This is a genomic window from Actinomadura madurae, from assembly GCF_047130825.1.
Lineage (GTDB): Bacteria > Actinomycetota > Actinomycetes > Streptosporangiales > Streptosporangiaceae > Spirillospora > Spirillospora madurae.
The window spans coordinates 3,377,167-3,393,236 of sequence record NZ_CP083237.1; the positions used below are offsets into that span (position 1 = coordinate 3,377,167).

At 68.8% G+C, this 16,070-nt stretch carries 16 protein-coding genes and 2 pseudogenes; 11 read left to right on the forward strand and 7 right to left on the reverse strand.

What is annotated here, in order from left to right; all coding sequences use genetic code 11:
• The first annotated feature begins 248 nt into the window (after positions 1–248).
• Complete coding sequence (locus K8Z49_RS15245; protein ID WP_412521073.1) at positions 249–1,442, forward strand: IS110 family transposase; 1,194 nt, start codon at positions 249–251, stop codon at positions 1,440–1,442.
• Positions 1,443–1,687: 245 nt separating this feature from the next.
• Here K8Z49_RS15245 and K8Z49_RS15250 read toward each other — a convergent pair whose 3' ends face one another.
• Positions 1,688–2,467 carry a DUF6597 domain-containing transcriptional factor gene (locus K8Z49_RS15250; protein ID WP_412519313.1) on the reverse strand — a complete coding sequence of 260 codons (780 nt, stop codon included), beginning with the start codon at positions 2,465–2,467 and terminating at the stop codon, positions 1,688–1,690.
• A 64-nt stretch (positions 2,468–2,531) separates the two neighbouring features.
• Here K8Z49_RS15250 and K8Z49_RS15255 point away from each other — a divergent pair, with 64 nt between their 5' ends.
• Complete coding sequence (locus K8Z49_RS15255) at positions 2,532–3,107, forward strand: TIGR03086 family metal-binding protein (RefSeq protein WP_021593439.1); 576 nt, start codon at positions 2,532–2,534, stop codon at positions 3,105–3,107.
• Positions 3,108–3,989: 882 nt separating this feature from the next.
• Here K8Z49_RS15255 and K8Z49_RS15260 read toward each other — a convergent pair.
• A complete protein-coding gene (locus tag K8Z49_RS15260; protein WP_021593443.1) occupies positions 3,990–4,760 on the reverse strand; it encodes an alpha/beta fold hydrolase in 771 nt (256 codons plus the stop codon).
• Positions 4,761–5,257: 497 nt separating this feature from the next.
• Here K8Z49_RS15260 and rox point away from each other — a divergent pair, with 497 nt between their 5' ends.
• Both rox and K8Z49_RS15270 read left to right on the forward strand, forming a co-directional pair.
• A complete protein-coding gene (rox, locus tag K8Z49_RS15265; protein WP_412521075.1) occupies positions 5,258–6,682 on the forward strand; it encodes a rifampin monooxygenase in 1,425 nt (474 codons plus the stop codon).
• Positions 6,683–6,883: 201 nt separating this feature from the next.
• Positions 6,884–8,119, forward strand: coding sequence for an epoxide hydrolase family protein (locus tag K8Z49_RS15270; RefSeq protein WP_412519316.1), 1,236 nt, complete (start codon positions 6,884–6,886; stop codon positions 8,117–8,119).
• A gap of 58 nt (positions 8,120–8,177) precedes the next feature.
• Here K8Z49_RS15270 and K8Z49_RS15275 read toward each other — a convergent pair whose 3' ends face one another.
• Positions 8,178–9,416, reverse strand: a complete 1,239-nt coding sequence (locus tag K8Z49_RS15275; protein ID WP_083597977.1) for an MFS transporter — start codon at positions 9,414–9,416, stop codon at positions 8,178–8,180.
• A 52-nt stretch (positions 9,417–9,468) separates the two neighbouring features.
• Between K8Z49_RS15275 and K8Z49_RS15280 the strand changes: the two genes are divergently transcribed.
• Positions 9,469–10,524: a LacI family DNA-binding transcriptional regulator gene (locus K8Z49_RS15280; protein WP_412519318.1), complete on the forward strand. Its 1,056-nt coding sequence runs from the start codon at positions 9,469–9,471 to the stop codon at positions 10,522–10,524.
• 91 nt (positions 10,525–10,615) lie between these two features.
• Here the strand turns inward: K8Z49_RS15280 and K8Z49_RS15285 are convergent, their stop codons facing one another.
• Entirely contained in the window at positions 10,616–10,855 is a 240-nt protein-coding gene (locus K8Z49_RS15285) for a hypothetical protein (RefSeq protein ID WP_024935668.1), read from the reverse strand.
• Positions 10,856–10,979: 124 nt separating this feature from the next.
• Complete coding sequence (locus K8Z49_RS15290; RefSeq protein WP_075022670.1) at positions 10,980–12,185, reverse strand: hypothetical protein; 1,206 nt, start codon at positions 12,183–12,185, stop codon at positions 10,980–10,982.
• 219 nt (positions 12,186–12,404) lie between these two features.
• Here K8Z49_RS15290 and K8Z49_RS15295 point away from each other — a divergent pair, with 219 nt between their 5' ends.
• Positions 12,405–12,977: a hemerythrin domain-containing protein gene (locus K8Z49_RS15295; protein ID WP_021593450.1), complete on the forward strand. Its 573-nt coding sequence runs from the start codon at positions 12,405–12,407 to the stop codon at positions 12,975–12,977.
• A gap of 582 nt (positions 12,978–13,559) precedes the next feature.
• Positions 13,560–13,772 carry a hypothetical protein gene (locus K8Z49_RS15300; protein WP_412519321.1) on the forward strand — a complete coding sequence of 71 codons (213 nt, stop codon included), beginning with the start codon at positions 13,560–13,562 and terminating at the stop codon, positions 13,770–13,772.
• Here K8Z49_RS15300 and K8Z49_RS15305 read toward each other — a convergent pair.
• Positions 13,759–13,938 carry a hypothetical protein gene (locus tag K8Z49_RS15305; RefSeq protein WP_021593454.1) on the reverse strand — a complete coding sequence of 60 codons (180 nt, stop codon included), beginning with the start codon at positions 13,936–13,938 and terminating at the stop codon, positions 13,759–13,761. The genes K8Z49_RS15300 and K8Z49_RS15305 overlap by 14 nt on opposite strands.
• A 148-nt stretch (positions 13,939–14,086) precedes the next feature.
• On the opposite strand from K8Z49_RS15305, the pseudogene K8Z49_RS15310 reads away from it, so the two are divergent.
• The 4 genes and pseudogenes from K8Z49_RS15310 to K8Z49_RS15325 all read left to right on the forward strand — a co-directional run.
• Positions 14,087–14,415: pseudogene (locus tag K8Z49_RS15310) on the forward strand (DUF2243 domain-containing protein); the annotation flags it as partial.
• Positions 14,416–14,498: 83 nt separating this feature from the next.
• A complete protein-coding gene (locus tag K8Z49_RS15315) occupies positions 14,499–14,705 on the forward strand; it encodes a cytochrome c oxidase assembly protein (RefSeq protein WP_412519323.1) in 207 nt (68 codons plus the stop codon).
• A 23-nt stretch (positions 14,706–14,728) separates the two neighbouring features.
• Positions 14,729–15,164 (forward strand): annotated as a pseudogene (locus tag K8Z49_RS15320) (cytochrome c oxidase assembly protein).
• Between the two features lie 87 nt (positions 15,165–15,251).
• Positions 15,252–15,677: a ChaB family protein gene (locus K8Z49_RS15325; RefSeq protein WP_021593458.1), complete on the forward strand. Its 426-nt coding sequence runs from the start codon at positions 15,252–15,254 to the stop codon at positions 15,675–15,677.
• A 15-nt stretch (positions 15,678–15,692) separates the two neighbouring features.
• Here the strand turns inward: K8Z49_RS15325 and K8Z49_RS15330 are convergent, their stop codons facing one another.
• Complete coding sequence (locus tag K8Z49_RS15330) at positions 15,693–15,980, reverse strand: hypothetical protein (protein ID WP_021593459.1); 288 nt, start codon at positions 15,978–15,980, stop codon at positions 15,693–15,695.
• Between the last annotated feature and the right edge of the window lie 90 nt (positions 15,981–16,070).

Sequence of the window (16,070 nt, forward strand, 5' to 3'; positions counted from 1 at the left end):
AGGTCTGACGCGACAACGGCAGCGCAGCACGGTACAAAAGCATGTGAGGCCATAACAATGGGGTGGTGGTCCAAAGGGGCCGGGTGTGGCTTATGTGAAGCTGCCGTTGATGGCTTGAGAGGCAAGGCCGCCCGCCCCCTGGACGCTTCGGCCACTGATTGAGAGCTGCGGATCATCGCTGTTTATGGCTTCGTCGGCGGGGCGTTCCTTGGACCACAGAGGCATAGCCTGACGTGGGAAGGAACCCCCTGTTGAGAGTCCAGCGAGTCTGGGTCGGAGTCGATGTCGGCAAGGCCCACCACTGGGCGGTGGCCGTCGACCACGAGGGTCGGCGACTGCTGTCCCGAAAGGTCGCCAACGACGAAGAAGCGATCCTGGCCATGGTCGCCGCAGCTTGCGAATGGGCCGGCGAGGTCCGGTGGGCGGTCGACATCTCAAGTCGGTTGTCGGCGCTGCTCTTGGCCCTGCTGGTGAGCCATGGCCAGCAGGTGGTGTACGTGCCCGGCCGGACGGTGAACCGCATGGCAGGGGCGTTCGCGGGCGAGGGCAAGACCGACGCCAAAGACGCCCAGGTCATCGCCGACGTCGCCCGGATGCGGTCCGGGTCCCGGCTGATCACGACCTCGCCAGAGACGATTCACGAGCTCGCACTCCTCACCTCCTGCCGTCGCGACCTGGCCAGCCATCGGGTCCGCATGATCAACCGTCTCCGTGAACTGCTGGTCGGCATCTGCCCGGCCCTGGAACGCGAATTCGAGTACAAGTCCCGGACCGGCCTGGTGCTGTTGACCGGCTTCCAGACGCCTGCCGCGTTGCGCCGCATCGGGGTGAAGCGGCTGACCGACTGGCTGGTGCGCCGCAAGGTACGCTCCGCGGCCGATATCGCCGAACGCGCGGTCATGGCCGGTCGTGCGCAGCAGACGATCCTGCCCGGCGAGGCTCGGGCCGCCAGGCTCGTCGCGGACCTCGCCCAGCAGATCCTCGACCTGGACGAACGCGTCAAGCAGCTCGACGCGGAGATCACTGAGGTCCTCGCTGGAGACGAGACCGCCGAGATCATCCAGTCGTTGCCGGGCATGGGACCACTTCTGACCGCCGAGCTCATCGCGCGGACCGGGGACCTGTCGAGCTATCGCAACGCAGGGCACCTCGCGGCCCACGCCGGGATCGCCCCCGTGCCCAACGACTCGGGGCGGCGGCTCAACAACCTGCACCGCCCCGCTCACTACGACCGACGTCTGTGCAGGATCTTCTACCTATCAGCCCAGACGGCCATGTCCAGACCCGGCCCCTCACAGGAGTACTACCGCAGGAAACGAGACGAAGGGAAATCCCACGTCCAGGCCGTCCTCAGCCTCGCACGCCGCCGAGTCGATGTCCTCTGGGCCATGTCGAAAGACCGCCGCCGCTACACAGCAGTCCCACCGACAGTGGCCGCTTGACAGGACATTGAGATGCCTCTGGTGGGGGACGGGGGTTGTGAGAGATCAACCGTGCTACTGGGGGCTTGTTGATGTCCCGCACCGCTCACGCCGTCCGCGACCATGCTGTGATTAGCGCCCCGGAATCAGCCGCTGAAAAGGCTCACTGAGCAGCCGCATTAGGGCGGGTGGCCGACAAGGCGTACTTCCTAAGATCGAAGTGTCTGTCGCTCTGGATGCCGAGAGCGACGGGGCGGCCGCCCCGGTTAAACACCGGCGTACTTGGCCGGGGAGATGCCTATCGCTGCGGTGAAGTCGCGGGTCAGGTGTGACTGGTCGAAGTAGCCGAGGTCGTCGGCCAGCGCGGCCCAGTCGATGTGGCCGCCCTGGTCGGCGCGGGCCGCGGCCTCGTGGAGACGTGCTCGCCGGAGCACCCACTTGGGGCTCGCGCCCACATACTCGGCGAACAATCGCTGCAGGGTTCGGACGGAGACATGCAGCGCCTCCGCCGCTTGATCGACCCGGAACAGATTGGGGTCGGCGGTGATGGCGTCGACCATTCCGGCCACTTCTTCGGCTACGGGATCTGGTTCGGGAAGGACTTCCCGGAGGAACTCCTCGGCCGGCTTCACCATCGCGCCGAGATCGGTGTGCTGGAGAACGGCCCGGCTAACGTCCTCCACGTCGGGGCCGAGGACGTCCGCGGCGGGGAGCCTGCGGTCGGCGAGGTCGATGACCGGCCCTGCCGCGAACGACCGGAAACCGCCGGGGCGGAACTTCACGCCGAAAACTTGGCCCCGCCCCTCAAGCCGCCGGACGAACAACGTCCGGTCCACGCCGTAGATCAGCGGAGACGGCTCCTCGAAGACGAGATGAACGTTCGGGTGCGATAGCACCTTCGTCTCGTACGGCTGCTCCGTCCGCCATCGGACGTGCCAGTAGAAGTCCACGAAACGCGCCAGGGTGGGGCTCGGAGACGCCCTGTCGATGGTGGCGACACTCGCCTGCTCGCGCGGGTACAGCACCCCTCGTCCCAGATCACCCACGTGACCAGGGTACTGGCGCGTTTGTCCAAGAGGTGCTCCCAAGGGCTCTCGTAACGTGCAGCGTGTGAATGAGAACCACGCCTACATGAAGGAATGCGCATCCGAGGCGGCCCGCGTCGCCCATACGGTCCAGCCGGACCGGCTCACGGATCCGACCCCGTGCGGAGAGTTCGACCTCCGGACGCTCGTGAACCACCTGGTGCTCTACACATCCCACGGGCTTGAGCACCGTGCGCTGCGCAAGGAGCTTCCGGAGGATCTCACCGAGCGCGACTTCACCGCCGATGCCGCCTGGCCGCACGAGTACGCCGTCCACCTCGACCGCGCGGTCGCGGCCTGGGCGGACCCGTCCGTGTGGGACGGGGAGATCGCCGGCACTCCCGCCGCCGACATCGCCGTGATGATGATCATGGAGATGGCCCTGCACGGCTGGGACATCGCGAAAGCCGCCGGTGAGGAGTATCGCGTCTCGCCCGAAACCGGCCGGTTCATCCTCCAGGTCGTGGAGAAGTACGCCGAGATGTATCGCCAGTACGACGGTTTCGCCGACCCTGTGCCTGTCGGCGAGAACGCGTCGCCCTTCCAGCGGGCGCTCGCTGCTTCGGGCCGCGATCCCGGGTGGCGACCGAGCACCCGCTGACCGTCGGCCGGTCGGCTCGCCGCCGTTGCAGTGGGGCGCCCGGGCCGCGCCCCCCGGGGCAACGCGGCCAGTTTGATACATGCCTCATCGGTCGCGCTGCCGCTGCGGGTGCCGAACGTGCTGGGCGGGGCCAACGCCCGATCCCTTCAGTGAGCTTCGTGAGCGGGCGTGCGTCGCTACTTCGTCGAGTTCGCGCGCCTGTTCGCGGCTGGCGTCAGCGGCTGGTGGGGCGTGTTTCTTGGTCTTTCGGTGGCTACGGCGGAGGCTGAGAGGAGTGTCGCGGTGGCGAGGGTGCCCCAGAGGGCGGCTGGGCCGCGAGTTGCGAGAGCGGTGATGACCACCAGGGAGACGGCGAGACCGAAGCCTGTGGAGAGTTGGAAGCGGGCGATGGTGCGTCCTAGGACGCGGGGTGGGGCGAGTGCGGTGACAAGCGCGGTGGCGCTGCCGGCGTAGAGGATCTCGCCGATGGTGCAGGGTACGGACACTGCGGCGATGGCCGGGGCGCGAAGATGTTGATGCGACCCGCATCGATCAGGTCCGCGGAGATGGCGAAGTCCAGGCAGCCGGGTGCACGACGGGCCGACTCCACGACGCTCACGCTGCTCGCGAGATAGGACTCGCGCTGCTGCGGGTCGACGATGATGTGTCCTGCGACGATTACCATGCGCTGCTCCTCGGCTGACTTCGAACGGGCTGTCACTGATGGTGACCGTCGACCGAAGCGAAACTCATCGGCGATCAGGCAGCCCTGGCATCCATGCCAGATCAGAGACAGCGCCCCTTTGGGGCCATGAGCGTGCCCGTTCGGGAAAGCGAGAGGCCGTTGGGGCACCGCGTCGCTTTCTCCGTGAACCCTGTCGATTGGTCCGGCTCGGCAACGGCTCAGGGGTGTCGGCGGTGCAGGAAGGGCTTGACCATCGGTAGCACCAGGTCGGCGCGCTCGACGACCTCCATGTGCCTGGTTGCGGGCAGGATCGCCAGCTGCGAGTCCGGCAACCGGTTGTGCATCTCGACCGCGTGCTCGGGCCGGACGAAATCGGTGTCGCCGATGATCATCAAGATCGGCATCGTCAGTCGAGCCAGTTGCTCGTCCGTCCATGGCTCGAAGGCGTGCACGGCCGGCTGGATCTTCTCCAGGAACGCGGAGAAATGGTCCGGGTCGGGCGCCACCTCGATGTAAGCCTGATACATGGCCGCGCCTTCTTCCTCGGTGGGCAGCCGGGGCGAGTCCTGCTCCGGCGCCGTGATCTCCGGGTAGTACGCGTCCGGGCGGAAGTGCGACGCGGCCAGCACCACCCGGCCGACCCGTTCCGGATGGCTGACGGCGACATCGGTCGAGACCAGCCCGCCCAGGCTGTAGCCGAAGAAGTCGGCCCGGTCGATGTCCAGGTGATCCAGCAACGCCACCACGTCGGCCGCGCATTGCCCGATGCTGAACGGGCGGTCGCCGTCGGCGGTGTGACCGTGCCCCTGCAGCTCGACACCGATCACCTGACGGTCTTTGGTCAGCTCCGGCAGCAACGTGTCGAAGCTCAGGTGGAACGTTTGCACGCCGCCATGCAGCATGATCAGCGGAAGCCCGGGGTGGTCCGCTCCGTGCACCTCGTAGTAGAGCTCGATGCCGTTCACCGATGCGTACGCGCCCTGCGACATATGAATCCTCCCGGTGGTGTGAGTGCCCAAGGTGGTGACCATCGATGCCGGCGAAAGTCATCGGGTCTGGAAGGGTGATGCAGGCGGCTCCGGCGCAGGGCGACTGCGCGCGTGGCCCAGGCACGTCGGCCGCGCACGCGCGGCGAGGCTCGGGGACGGCTGGGGCGCTGCGTCGGATTCCCGCACGTCGGATGGAGTTGTCGTCATGTGGGTGGAAAAGGATTGGACGGGGTGAGGGGCGGGCTGTAGCTTGCGGGTGGCCGTGACGCTGACCGAGGAGGTGAGTCCCCATGAACGCTGTATCGATGGGGGTGCTCCCCCTTCCCGTTACGGTCGGGCGATTGATGTAGGTGTCGCCGGGAGCGCCTCGCCAATGGCACTCCCGAAAGGCAATACCTATGGACTCTTCGCAGTTCACCCCCGAGCCGTCGTCGAACGATGCGGCCAAGCACGACGTCCCCGGACGGCGGTCGGCCTCCCCCGGTGGCGCGCCCCTCATGTTCGACGTGATCATCGCCGGATGCGGGCCGACCGGTGCGATGCTGGCCGCGGAGCTGCGGCTGCACGATGTACGGGTGCTCCTTCTGGAGAAGGAAACCGAGCCCGTGTCGTTCGTCCGCATCGTCGGGCTGCATATCCGCAGTCTTGAGCTGATGGCCATGCGCGGGCTGCTGGACCGCCTTCTCGAACACGGAAGGCAGCGTCCGGCCGGCGGCTTCTTCGCCGCCATCAACAAACCCGCGCCCGAGGGGCTGGACTCCGCCCACGCCTATCTGCTGGGCATCCCGCAGCCCGTCATCGTTCGCCTGCTCGAAGAGCATGCGATCGAGCTGGGTGCGCAGATCCGGCGCGGTTGTGCGGTGGCCGACTTCACGCAGGACGACGAGGGCGTGACCGTCGAGCTGGCCGACGGGGAACGGCTTCGGTCGCGTTACCTCGTCGGCTGTGACGGTGCGCGCAGTACGGTGCGCAAACTGCTCGGCGTCGGCTTCCCCGGCGTGCCCTCCAGGTCCGAGACGCTGATGGGCGAGATGGAAGTGGGTGCGCCGCGGGAGGAGATCGCGGCCAAGGTCAGGGAGATCGGCGAGACTCAGAGGCAGTTCTGGCTCAGGCCTTTCGGTGAAAAGGTCTACAGCGTCGTCGTCCCCGCCGCAGGAGTCAGCGATCGCGCGAAACCGCCGACCCTGGACGATTTCAAACAGCAGTTGCGCGCCATCGCCGGAACCGATTTCGGCGTGCACTCCCCCCGCTGGCTGTCCCGCTTCGGCGATGCCACCCGGCTGGTCGAGCGCTATCGGGTCGGCCGGGTGCTGCTGGCCGGGGACGCGGCGCACATCCACCCGCCCATCGGCGGTCAGGGCCTCAACCTGGGCGTCCAGGACGCGTTCAACCTGGGCTGGAAACTGGCCGCGCAGATCCGCGGCTGGGCGCCGGAAGCACTGCTCGACACCTACCAGGCCGAGCGTCATCCGGTCGCCGAGGATGTGCTGGACAACACTCGCGCCCAGATGGAACTGCTCTCCCCCGAACCGGGCCCGCAGGCCGTGCGCAGGCTGCTCGCCGAACTGATGGACTTCGACGAGGTGAACCGCCACCTGATCGAGAAGATCACCGCGACCGGTATCCGTTACGACTTCGGCGAGGGCCCCGATCTGCTCGGACGCCGCCTGCGCGACATCGACGTGGAACAGGGCCGCCTCTACGATCTGCTGCATCGCGGCCGCGGCCTGCTGCTGGACCGCACCGGACGCCTGACAGCCGGTGGCTGGTCAGACCGGGTCGACCACCTCGCGGATCCCACTGCGGCGCTGGATGCTCCGTGCATCCTGCTGCGTCCTGACGGTCACGTCGCCTGGATCGGCGACGATCAGCAGGACCTGGACGCCCACCTCTTCCGCTGGTTCGGCGAGCCCGCCACCTGATCTCGCCTGCGAACCGCGCGGGCGTGAGGAGTCATGGCGGGGTCTCCGGCATGGGTTGCTATCGCGCCCCGACCCGATGTTGCGCGGGCTCGTCGCTGGTTGCAGCGGTGGAGGGGCGGGGACAGCATGTCGTTGTCGGCCTGTCGGCGATCGATCGTCGGCAGGCCGGCGGCACCGCTTCCCAAGTTAAGGAACCACGCCATGACCTCCTCGCACGACTTTCCCTTGGAGCCGGCACCGATCCACGTGCCAGACGAGGCCCTTGATGACCTGCGCGCCCGTCTCACATTGACGCGTCCGCCGCTGGACGAAGGGAACGAGGACTGGTCCTACGGCGTGCCGGACGGCTATCTCCGCGGGCTGGTCGCCTACTGGCGGGACGGTTACGACTGGCGCGAGGCCGAGGCCGCCATCAACGTCCACGAGCATTACCAGGTGGACGTCGCCGGCGTCCCAGTGCACTTCATGCGCAAGCCCGGCCGCGGGCCCCGCCCGATCCCGTTGATCCTCACCCACGGCTGGCCGTGGACGTTCTGGCACTGGTCGAAGGTGATCGATCCGCTCGCCGACCCGGGCGCGTTCGGCGGTGACCCCGCGGACGCGTTCGACGTCATCGTGCCGTCACTGCCCGGCTTCGGTTTCCCCGGCCCGCTCACCGGCTTCCCGGACGTGAACTTCTGGAAGGTCGCCGACCTCTGGCACACCCTGATGACCCGGACCCTGGGCTACGAGAAGTACGCCGCCGGGGGCTGCGACATCGGCGGGATCGTCTCCAGCCAGCTCGGCCACAAGTACGCCGACGAGTTGTACGGCATCCACATAGGTTCCGGGCTGCCGCTCGACTTCTTCTCCGGACCTCGCGCCTGGGACTTCGCCCGGAACCGGCCCCTCACCGACGACCAGCCGGACGACGTCCGCGCCCGTATCATCGAGATGGACCACCGCTGGGCGTCCCATCTCACCGTGCACATGCTCGACGGCGCCACGCTGGCCCACGGGCTGAGCGACTCGCCCGCCGGCCTGCTCGCCTGGCTGCTGGAGCGCTGGAACGCCTGGAGCGACAACGGCGGCGATGTCGAGTCCGTCTTCACCAAGGACGACCTGCTCACCCACGCCACGATCTACTGGGTGAACAACTCCATCGCCACGTCGATGCGTTACTACGCCAACGCCAACCGCTACCCCTGGGTCCCTGCCCACGACCGCACCCCCGTCGTGGAGGCGCCGGTCGGGCTCACCTTCGTCTCGTACGAGAACCCGCCTGGCATTCATACCGCCGACGAGCGCGTCCAAGCGTTCAAGGCGGGCCCGCTGGCCGGGTACTTCAACCAAGTCAACGTCAACGCCCACGACCACGGCGGCCACTTCATCCCCTGGGAGAACCCGGATGCCTGGGTGAGCGACCTGCGCCGCACCTTCCACGGCCGCAGGCCCTGAACAATTCCAGGTCAGCGGCCTCGCCCGCTCCCGGACGCCGCCACGGGAGCCGTGTGGATCACCGCTTGGCTCCGAGTCGGCTCTCCCTCCGAGGGCTCATCGGCGTCTGGCGTGCCGACGCGTCCACGCCTCGGGGACCGAAGCCGCTGAGGTGCAGCAGCGCCGGAGTGAGGACGAGCAGGCCGACCGCCAGGGCCGCGACCGCGACCATGGCGCCGCGCAGTCCCACCGCGTCGGCCCACAGTCCGACGTAGACCGGACCGACGAGAAAGCCGAGGTAGGAGACGGTCGTGACGACCGACGTGGCGCGGCCTCGGCGGGACTCGTCGACGTTCCGCGAGACGACGCCGAGGAGGGTCGGGAACAGCACCGCGGTCCCCGCGGCGGCCACCGCCAGCCCCAGCCCGGCGATGAGCAGCGTGGGTGCGACGGCGATGAGGGCGGCGCCGGCAGCGGCGGCCGACGCGCCGGCGAGCAGGACGGTCCGAGCATGTTCGGCCTTGAGGCCGCCGAAGGAGAACCGGGTGATCGCGACCGTGCCCGCGAACACGGCGGGCGCGACGGCGCTCAACCCCGTGCTCGAATGAAGCTCCTCGTGCGCGAAGACCGCGCTCCAGCTCTGGTGCGCGTTCTCGCCGGCGAACGCGAGCGCGCCCAGGACCCCGATGAGCAGGTACGGGACGATATCGCGGCGTCCGAATGGTGCCGCATCGGCGGTCGGGCTCCGCTCGGTGGACGCATGGCTGGGCAGCGCCCTGAACAAGAAGGCACCGGCCGGCAGGGAAAGGACGGCGACCGCCGCGAAAGGGACCGCGAGCGGTAGCGACGCGGCCGACGCCAGCCCGGTGGCGAGGCTCCCGAAGACCACCAGGCTGGAGAAGACGCCGTGGGCCCGGGTGATGACGGGACGGCCCGCCATCTTCTCGGCCCGTCCGGCGGCGGCGTTCATGGACACGTCCGCCGCCCCGCTGGTGGCACCGACGACGGCCAGTCCGGCGCACAGGCTCGCGGCGTCCACCGCGGTCAGTGCCAGCGCGGCGCCGGCGACGCCGAGGGCGGCGATGAGCACGGCCGAGACCGCCAGGCCCCATCGATCTAGCGCTCTGCCCGTCAGCAGCATCGCGGGCAGGGCGCCCGCGCCCACGAACAGCAGCGCGAAACCGAGCTGCCCATCGCTGACCCCGGCCTGGTGCTGAACCCGCGGGACGGAGGCTCCCCACACCCCCCAGAACGCACCGAACACGGCAAAGGCCACGACCACCGAGATGATCATGCGACGGGGTGAGCGGGAACTCATGTGTGTAAGTGTAACGATACACAGCCCCCATTGGGACCGTTACGCTGGCCGCATGGCAGCGTCGTCCCGAGGCTCGAAGCGGGTGACCCTCGCGCAGGTGGCCGAGCTGGCCGGGGTGTCGGTCATGACCGCCTCCTACACCTACAACCGGCCGGGCCGCGTATCGGACGAGGCACGGGCCAAGGTGCTCGCCGCGGCGGACCGGCTCGGGTACGCCGGACCGGACCCGAGCGCCCGGTCGCTGCGCCGCGGCAGCACCCGCACGCTCGGGGTCGTGATGGGCGAGCATCTGAGCTACGCGTTCGAGGACCCGGAGGCGGTGTCGTTCCTGGCGGGGGTGGCCGACGTCTGCGCCGATCACGGCTACGGCATGACGATCCTGCCGATCACCGGTGCCGCCGAGGACATCTCGCGGATCACCGAGGCCGCGGTGGACGGGTTCATCGTCTGGACCACATCCGACGACGATCCGGTCCTGGCCGCCGTGCAGGCGATGAAACGTCCGGCGGTGGTCCACGGCGGGCCGTCCGTCCGGGGCATGGGGTTGGTGAGCATCGACAACCGCGCCGCGGCACGCGCGGTGGGCACGGTCGCGTTCGCGGGCGCCGAACGTCCCGCGATCGTGAGCTTTCCGCTCTCCCGAGAGCGCGCCGGCATGGTCATCGGCGGCGCGGACATGCCGGAGGTCTTGTTCCCGGTGACCCGGGACCGGCTGGACGGCTACCGGGAGGCGGTCGAGGTGGCCGGTATCGCGTGGCGCGATGTCGTCATCGCGGTTTGCGCACGCAATGACACCGCCGAGGCCGAACGCGCCGCGGCGTCGCTCCTCGCCTCCGCCGCGCCGCCCGACGCGATCGCCGCCATGAGCGACCAGCAGGCGGCCGGCGTCGTCCACGCGGTTCGCGCCGCCGGTCGCGCCATACCGGACGATGTCGCGGTGACCGGGTGGGACGACGCGGCGGTGGCGGCCCGGCTCGGCCTGACGACGGTCGCGCAGTCTCTGCGCGACCAGGGCGCGGCATGCGCGCACGCGGCGCTGGGGCAGAAGCCCGGCGGCAGCGAGATCGCTTCGTGGTCCATCGTCCGCCGAGGCAGCACGCGCCTGTAGGGAGCCGCGTGACGCCGAAAGCCCGGCCGACCGCGGTCGACCGGGCTTGGGCTGGGACGCCGCACGCGTCAACCGCCGGCGTCCACGGGTGTCATCCGGTCATGCGGCGACGCAGGAAGTCCTTGCCCTGCTCGGCACCCTTGCGGCTCTCGGTCTGGGCGCGGCGGAACAGGTCGGCCAGCTCGCTGTCGCCGGCGCGCTCGGCGTCGGCGATGTAGGTCTCCAGGCGCAGCGCGTTGCTGAGGCACTGCTCGACGAACCAGACAAGGTTGTAGTCCTTGTCCTTGGTACCGGTGACGCCACCGGTCTCCTGCTCGTGTGTCGTGCTCATGATCCTCACCATTCCGTTCTTCGGCTGCTATGGCGCCCCACTACCCGTCCACGGGTGCCCCATGCGCGCCCTTCGCGGTTGCCGCGGCGGTGGTGCTCATCGCGGGACCGCCCCGGCAGGACGGTCACCTGGCGGGCTTGTCGCGGAGGCGTTCGACGGGGTGGGGGCCGTCGGTTTCCAGGCGGTACTCGTCGCCGAACTTGTCGCGGTGCTCGTCGATGACGCGTTCCTGCGCGCCGCGCTCGGCGTTGATCTTGTCCTGGTAGGCCTCGAACCGCTGGTGGGCCTCCTGGACGTAGCCGGTGCCCAGGGTCGTCCAGTCGATCTGGGTGGCCAGCAGCTCGCGCAGCAGTTGCTTGTTGGGCTCGAAGGTGACCGGTTCGGGCAACTGCGGCGCCAGGACGCTTTCGGGGTCGCGGCCGTCGTGGCGGCGCATCAGATCACAGGCGATCCGCAGATGCTCCAGCTCCATGTTCAGGTGCAGCTCCCAGATCCCCTTGACGCGGGGGTCGGACTCGGTCTGCATGAACGAGTAGTACATGTAGCACTCGTTGTACTCGTGGTTGACCAGCCGCTCCCACCAGGTCTCCCCTGGGTCCACCAGCGACTCGTAGTGGGTGACGTGCTCCTCCTCGACGAGGCCGATCTCCTGGTAGAGCTGCCGGGCGATGGGCTCCATGTACATCGGGCCCACGTTCATGTAGAAGTTCATCGTCTGCTGCTCGGCCGACATGATCGTCAGCGCGTGCAGCTTGGAGATCGGCTCGGCGGCCGCGCGGTCGTAGGGCTCGCGGACGTTGTCGAGCGGGTTGCGGTGCTGCAGGTAGCCGGGGCGGCCCGGCATGACCTCGGTGAGCTGGTCGATGACCTTCTCGGCCTTGCGGTGCTCGATCATCTCGTACAGGTTGGAGTACCGGTACAGGTGGTCGAAGTCCTCCAGCAGCCCGAAGTTGTAGGCCTGCTTGAGGTAGGGGTCGGGTTCCTGGCGGGCGACCCAGCCGGTCAGGTCGACGGCGACCTGCTCGTAGCTGATGGTGGTCTCCAGCACCGAGGCCTGGCCGGGGAGCAGCCAGTTGACGACCTTCTGCTGCTGCGCCTCGATGTAGCGCACCGCGGCCAGCTGCTGCTTGACCTCCACGTCCGGGCAGACCCGGGCGAAGTGGTGGCTGAACATGATCGCCTCCACCTCGATCCCGTTCATCGTGATGATCCGGCACTTGGTGTACGGATCGGAGGCGTCGGGATCGACGGGGGCGACGTCCAGCTGCGCCCAGTTCCGCAACTGGTCGTCCAGCGGGATACCGCGGTGTTCGAGCGGGTTGAAGGCCACCAGGCTCACCTTTCGTCTCGAGACGAGATCGGATGCGACACCCGCTGCCGGTACCCGGCACGAGACGTTCCGCACCTGCGCCGGCCCGGCATTACACGACCTTTGTCACCGAGTGGACATCCCAGTCCACCTCCACCGAATGGGGCCGCATAGGGGCGGCGGCCTCGGGTACGGCCCGGCGGGTACCACCGGACCCGCACCACCGAGCAGGGGACATCCATGCAGACCACGCCCGCCAACGCCGAAACCACCGGAGACGTCGTCGACCTGCTGCGCGCTCAGCACGGCCAGATCCGGGACCTGTTCGACGAGGTCCTGCACACCGACGGCGACGACCGCAAGAACGCCTTCCAGGATCTGGTCAAACTCCTGGCCATTCACGAAACCGCCGAAGAAGAACTCATCCACCCGATGGCCCGGCGGCTGCCCGGCGGCGACGGCATCGTGGACGACCGGCTGGCCGAAGAGCGCGAGGCCAAGGAACTGCTGGCCGAACTGGACGGCATGGACACCGACGACCCCCGTTTCCTCAAATCGGTCGACAAACTTCGCATCGACGTCCTCACCCACGCCCGCGCCGAAGAGCGCTACGAATTCGACCGGCTCAAGGACGAGTTCAGCCCCGCCCAGCTCAGAGGCTTCGCCGCCGCCGTCCGTGCCGCCCAGGCCACCGCACCCACCCGGCCCCACCCCGGCACGGAGACCGCCACCAAGAACCTGCTCGCCGGACCCATTGCCGCGGTGGTCGACCGCGTCCGCGACATGATCCGCGACGCCCGCGACGGCAAGTGACCGGTGACGGCCCGATCCAGTCTGGAGACGCCATGAAACGCGCCCTGGCCACGGCCGCCGCGCTCGCCGCGCGGCTGCGCGAGAGCACCGCCGCCGGGACGCTGGAGCGCCTGACGGGCGACGATCCCCGGCAGCGCGTCCGGCGGGCGCTGCGCGAGGCCAAGTCCCTGATCGAAACCGGCGAGATCCTGCGGGCGGACGCGCCCCCCCACCACGCGTCCCACACCGGGCGGGAAGCTGGTGGGCCTCGCGACCCGGCGCGCGGGCGGGGAGGGACGGCTGTGAAGGCCCTGTGCTGGGAAGGCGTGAACAGGCTGCGGGTGGAGGACGTCCCCGAGCCGCGGATCCGCAACGACCAGGACGTCATCGTCAAGGTCACCGCCGGGACGACCTGCGGCTCCGACCTGCACCTGATCGGCGGGTACATCCCCGCGATGCGCGGCTGCGGGCGGTGCTGGTACTGCGCCAACGACCTGCGGTCGCTGTGCGACAACTCCAACACAACCCGGGCATCACCCAGGCCATGTTCCCCGAGCGGTTGGCGAAGAGCACGTCTACGACCAGGTCGAACACCAGCTCCGGATGCAGACCGACCGGCCGACCGCCGTCCGCGAGGCGATCTACGCCCTGCGCGGCGCCCAGATGCACGGGGAGCGCTACATCCCCAAGCTGTTGGAACGCATCGCCAAGGGAGAACTGAGCACGCGCCACCTCGCCACCCACGAGATGCCTCTGGACGACGCGCCGCACCTAACGGGGGCGCCCCTCGATCAGAATCGGCTCAGGACTCGGTGAAGTCGTCTCGCGACAGTCCCTTCTCCGCCATCTTGTCTTCAAGCTCGGCGCCCAGCTCGGTCCGCACGTCGGGACGCGGCTCGGAGTTCTGATCAGGGTCCCGGTCGGAATTCATCACCCGATCGGTGTCCTCGGTCTTCGGCGCGTTCTCCTCTGGCGTGGTCATCCGCCCCCCCACTGTCGCTTTAGTCGCCGGTCGGCCCGGCCGTCGCGCTACGGCTACCCGGCCACATCCAGCTCTAACGACACCGACCGACCGCCGCTTGGACGGCCGCGCCCAGCCTCCAAGCGCTCACCCGCCATCGACGCGGCCGATGGTCGCACGGGCGCCGCGCCGCCATGAATTCGAAACGAGGACGGATGACCGCGATCTCGCGAAAGACGACCGAAGGCACCTGCCGGCGAGCCTGCGATCGCCGGACATCGTGCTGGGAGTAGGGCTCGGCGGATTCGTCGACGGAATCCTGAAGTTCTACTCCCCGCACACCGTGTCGGGGCTGGAGATGAACACGGTGTGGGACGGGATCTTCCATGTCGTCTGCTGGCTGTCGGTACTGACCGGACTCGCCGTCCTGTACTCCCGGGTCACCCACCAACGATCGACCACCAGATCCTGGGAATCCACCACGTCCGCGAGGGCCCTCACCGGATCTGGTGGGACGTAGGATTCCTGCTGCTGGGCGGCGTGCTGATCGCCGCCGCAATCCGGTCCGGGGACCGGGCCTGGTGCGCGCCGGATTCTTCCTGGTCGGCTGCGCTTTGCTCGCGGTCGCCGTGTCGCCGCCCGTGGACGCCTTCGCCGGCCGCGACTTCCGCGGTCACATGCTCCAGCATCTGATCATCGGCATGTACGCGCCGCTGTTCCTGGTCCTGGGCGCCCCGATCACGGTCGTCCTGGGGGCGCCGTCCCCGCGGTCCACGCCCGGCGACTGACCCGGGCCCTGCGCAGCAGAGTCCTGCGGGTCCTGCCCCCTCCGGTGACCGCGCTGGCGCTCACTGTCGGAACCCTGGCGGCGGTGTACTTCACGCCCGTCTACAACGCCACCATGGAACACACAGCACGATGCACTGCACGTCCATTTCCTGGCCTCGGGCTTCCTGTTCGCCTGGGTCATCGCAGGCCCCGACCCGGCCCCCAGCCGTCCCGGCGTCCCGGTCCGGCTGGTGGTCCTCGGCGTGGCCGTCGCCGCGCACGCCACCATCTCCCAGCTCATGTACGGCGGGTTCCTCATCGGCGTCCACGCGCCCATCGCCCAGGTCCGCGGCGGCGCCGAGCTCATGTACTACGGCGGCGACATCGCCGAGCTTCTTCTCGCGGCCGCCCTGGTCGCCACGTGGCGCCCCGCCCGGCACACCGTCCAGCCCGCGCCGCCGGCTTCACCCGTCCATTGAGCGGCACAGAACCGGTGACATGTGGATATCGGTGTGCAACGGGTACGCAGGCGCCCAAGAATCCGCAGCGACGGAGGAGTCAGAAGGATGCCGAAGAGCACCCGCAAGGGAGAGGCCAAGAAGAGCGAGCTTCCCGACACCATCAAACGGTCGGACGCCAAGGCACAGCGCACCTTCGCCAAGGCGCACGACTCGGCCGTCGAGGAGTACGGCGAAGGGCAGCGGGCCCACCGGGTCGCGTACGCGGCGCTCAAGCACACTCACGAGAAGGTCGGCGACCACTGGGAGCCCAAGGAGAAGGGCGCGAAGGGCCCGTCCGACAAGCAGGCCGAGGGCGGCGTGGGGACGTCGCGCGAGACCGCGGGCGGTGTCGACGCCAACGCCTCCAAGAAGCACCTGTACGACGTCGCGAAGAAGCTGGACGTCTCCGGCCGCTCGACGATGTCGAAGAAGGAGCTCGTGAAGGCCATCCAGAAGGCGAACGACCGGGAGAGCGCCCGGTCACGATCATGACGGCCGCCGCGCCGGTCAGCGCGAGGGCGCGTTGATGACGAAGACGACGTGACCGTGCTCGCCGATCCGCGCGTCGAGCACCTTGCCCCGGAGGGCCGCGGTGGTGGTCGGCTCAAGGAACAGCCGGGTTCCGTCGATCTCCATCACCTCGTCGGTGGACGCGGGGCGGTCGGTGACGGCCATGGTGAGAAGCGAGGGGTCATCGTGCCCCGGTGCGATGCGCATCCCGCCGTCGCGCGCCAGCCCCGACTGCGACGACAGGTTGCGGATCGCGGCGGCGGCCGCACCGGTGAGGATCAGCACAACGAACTCCTGGAATTCGACGGCAGTGGCCCCGATCTTCAGTACCCCGCCACCAGACGGCTGAATCGGCATACCGTTTCTCACCGCCCG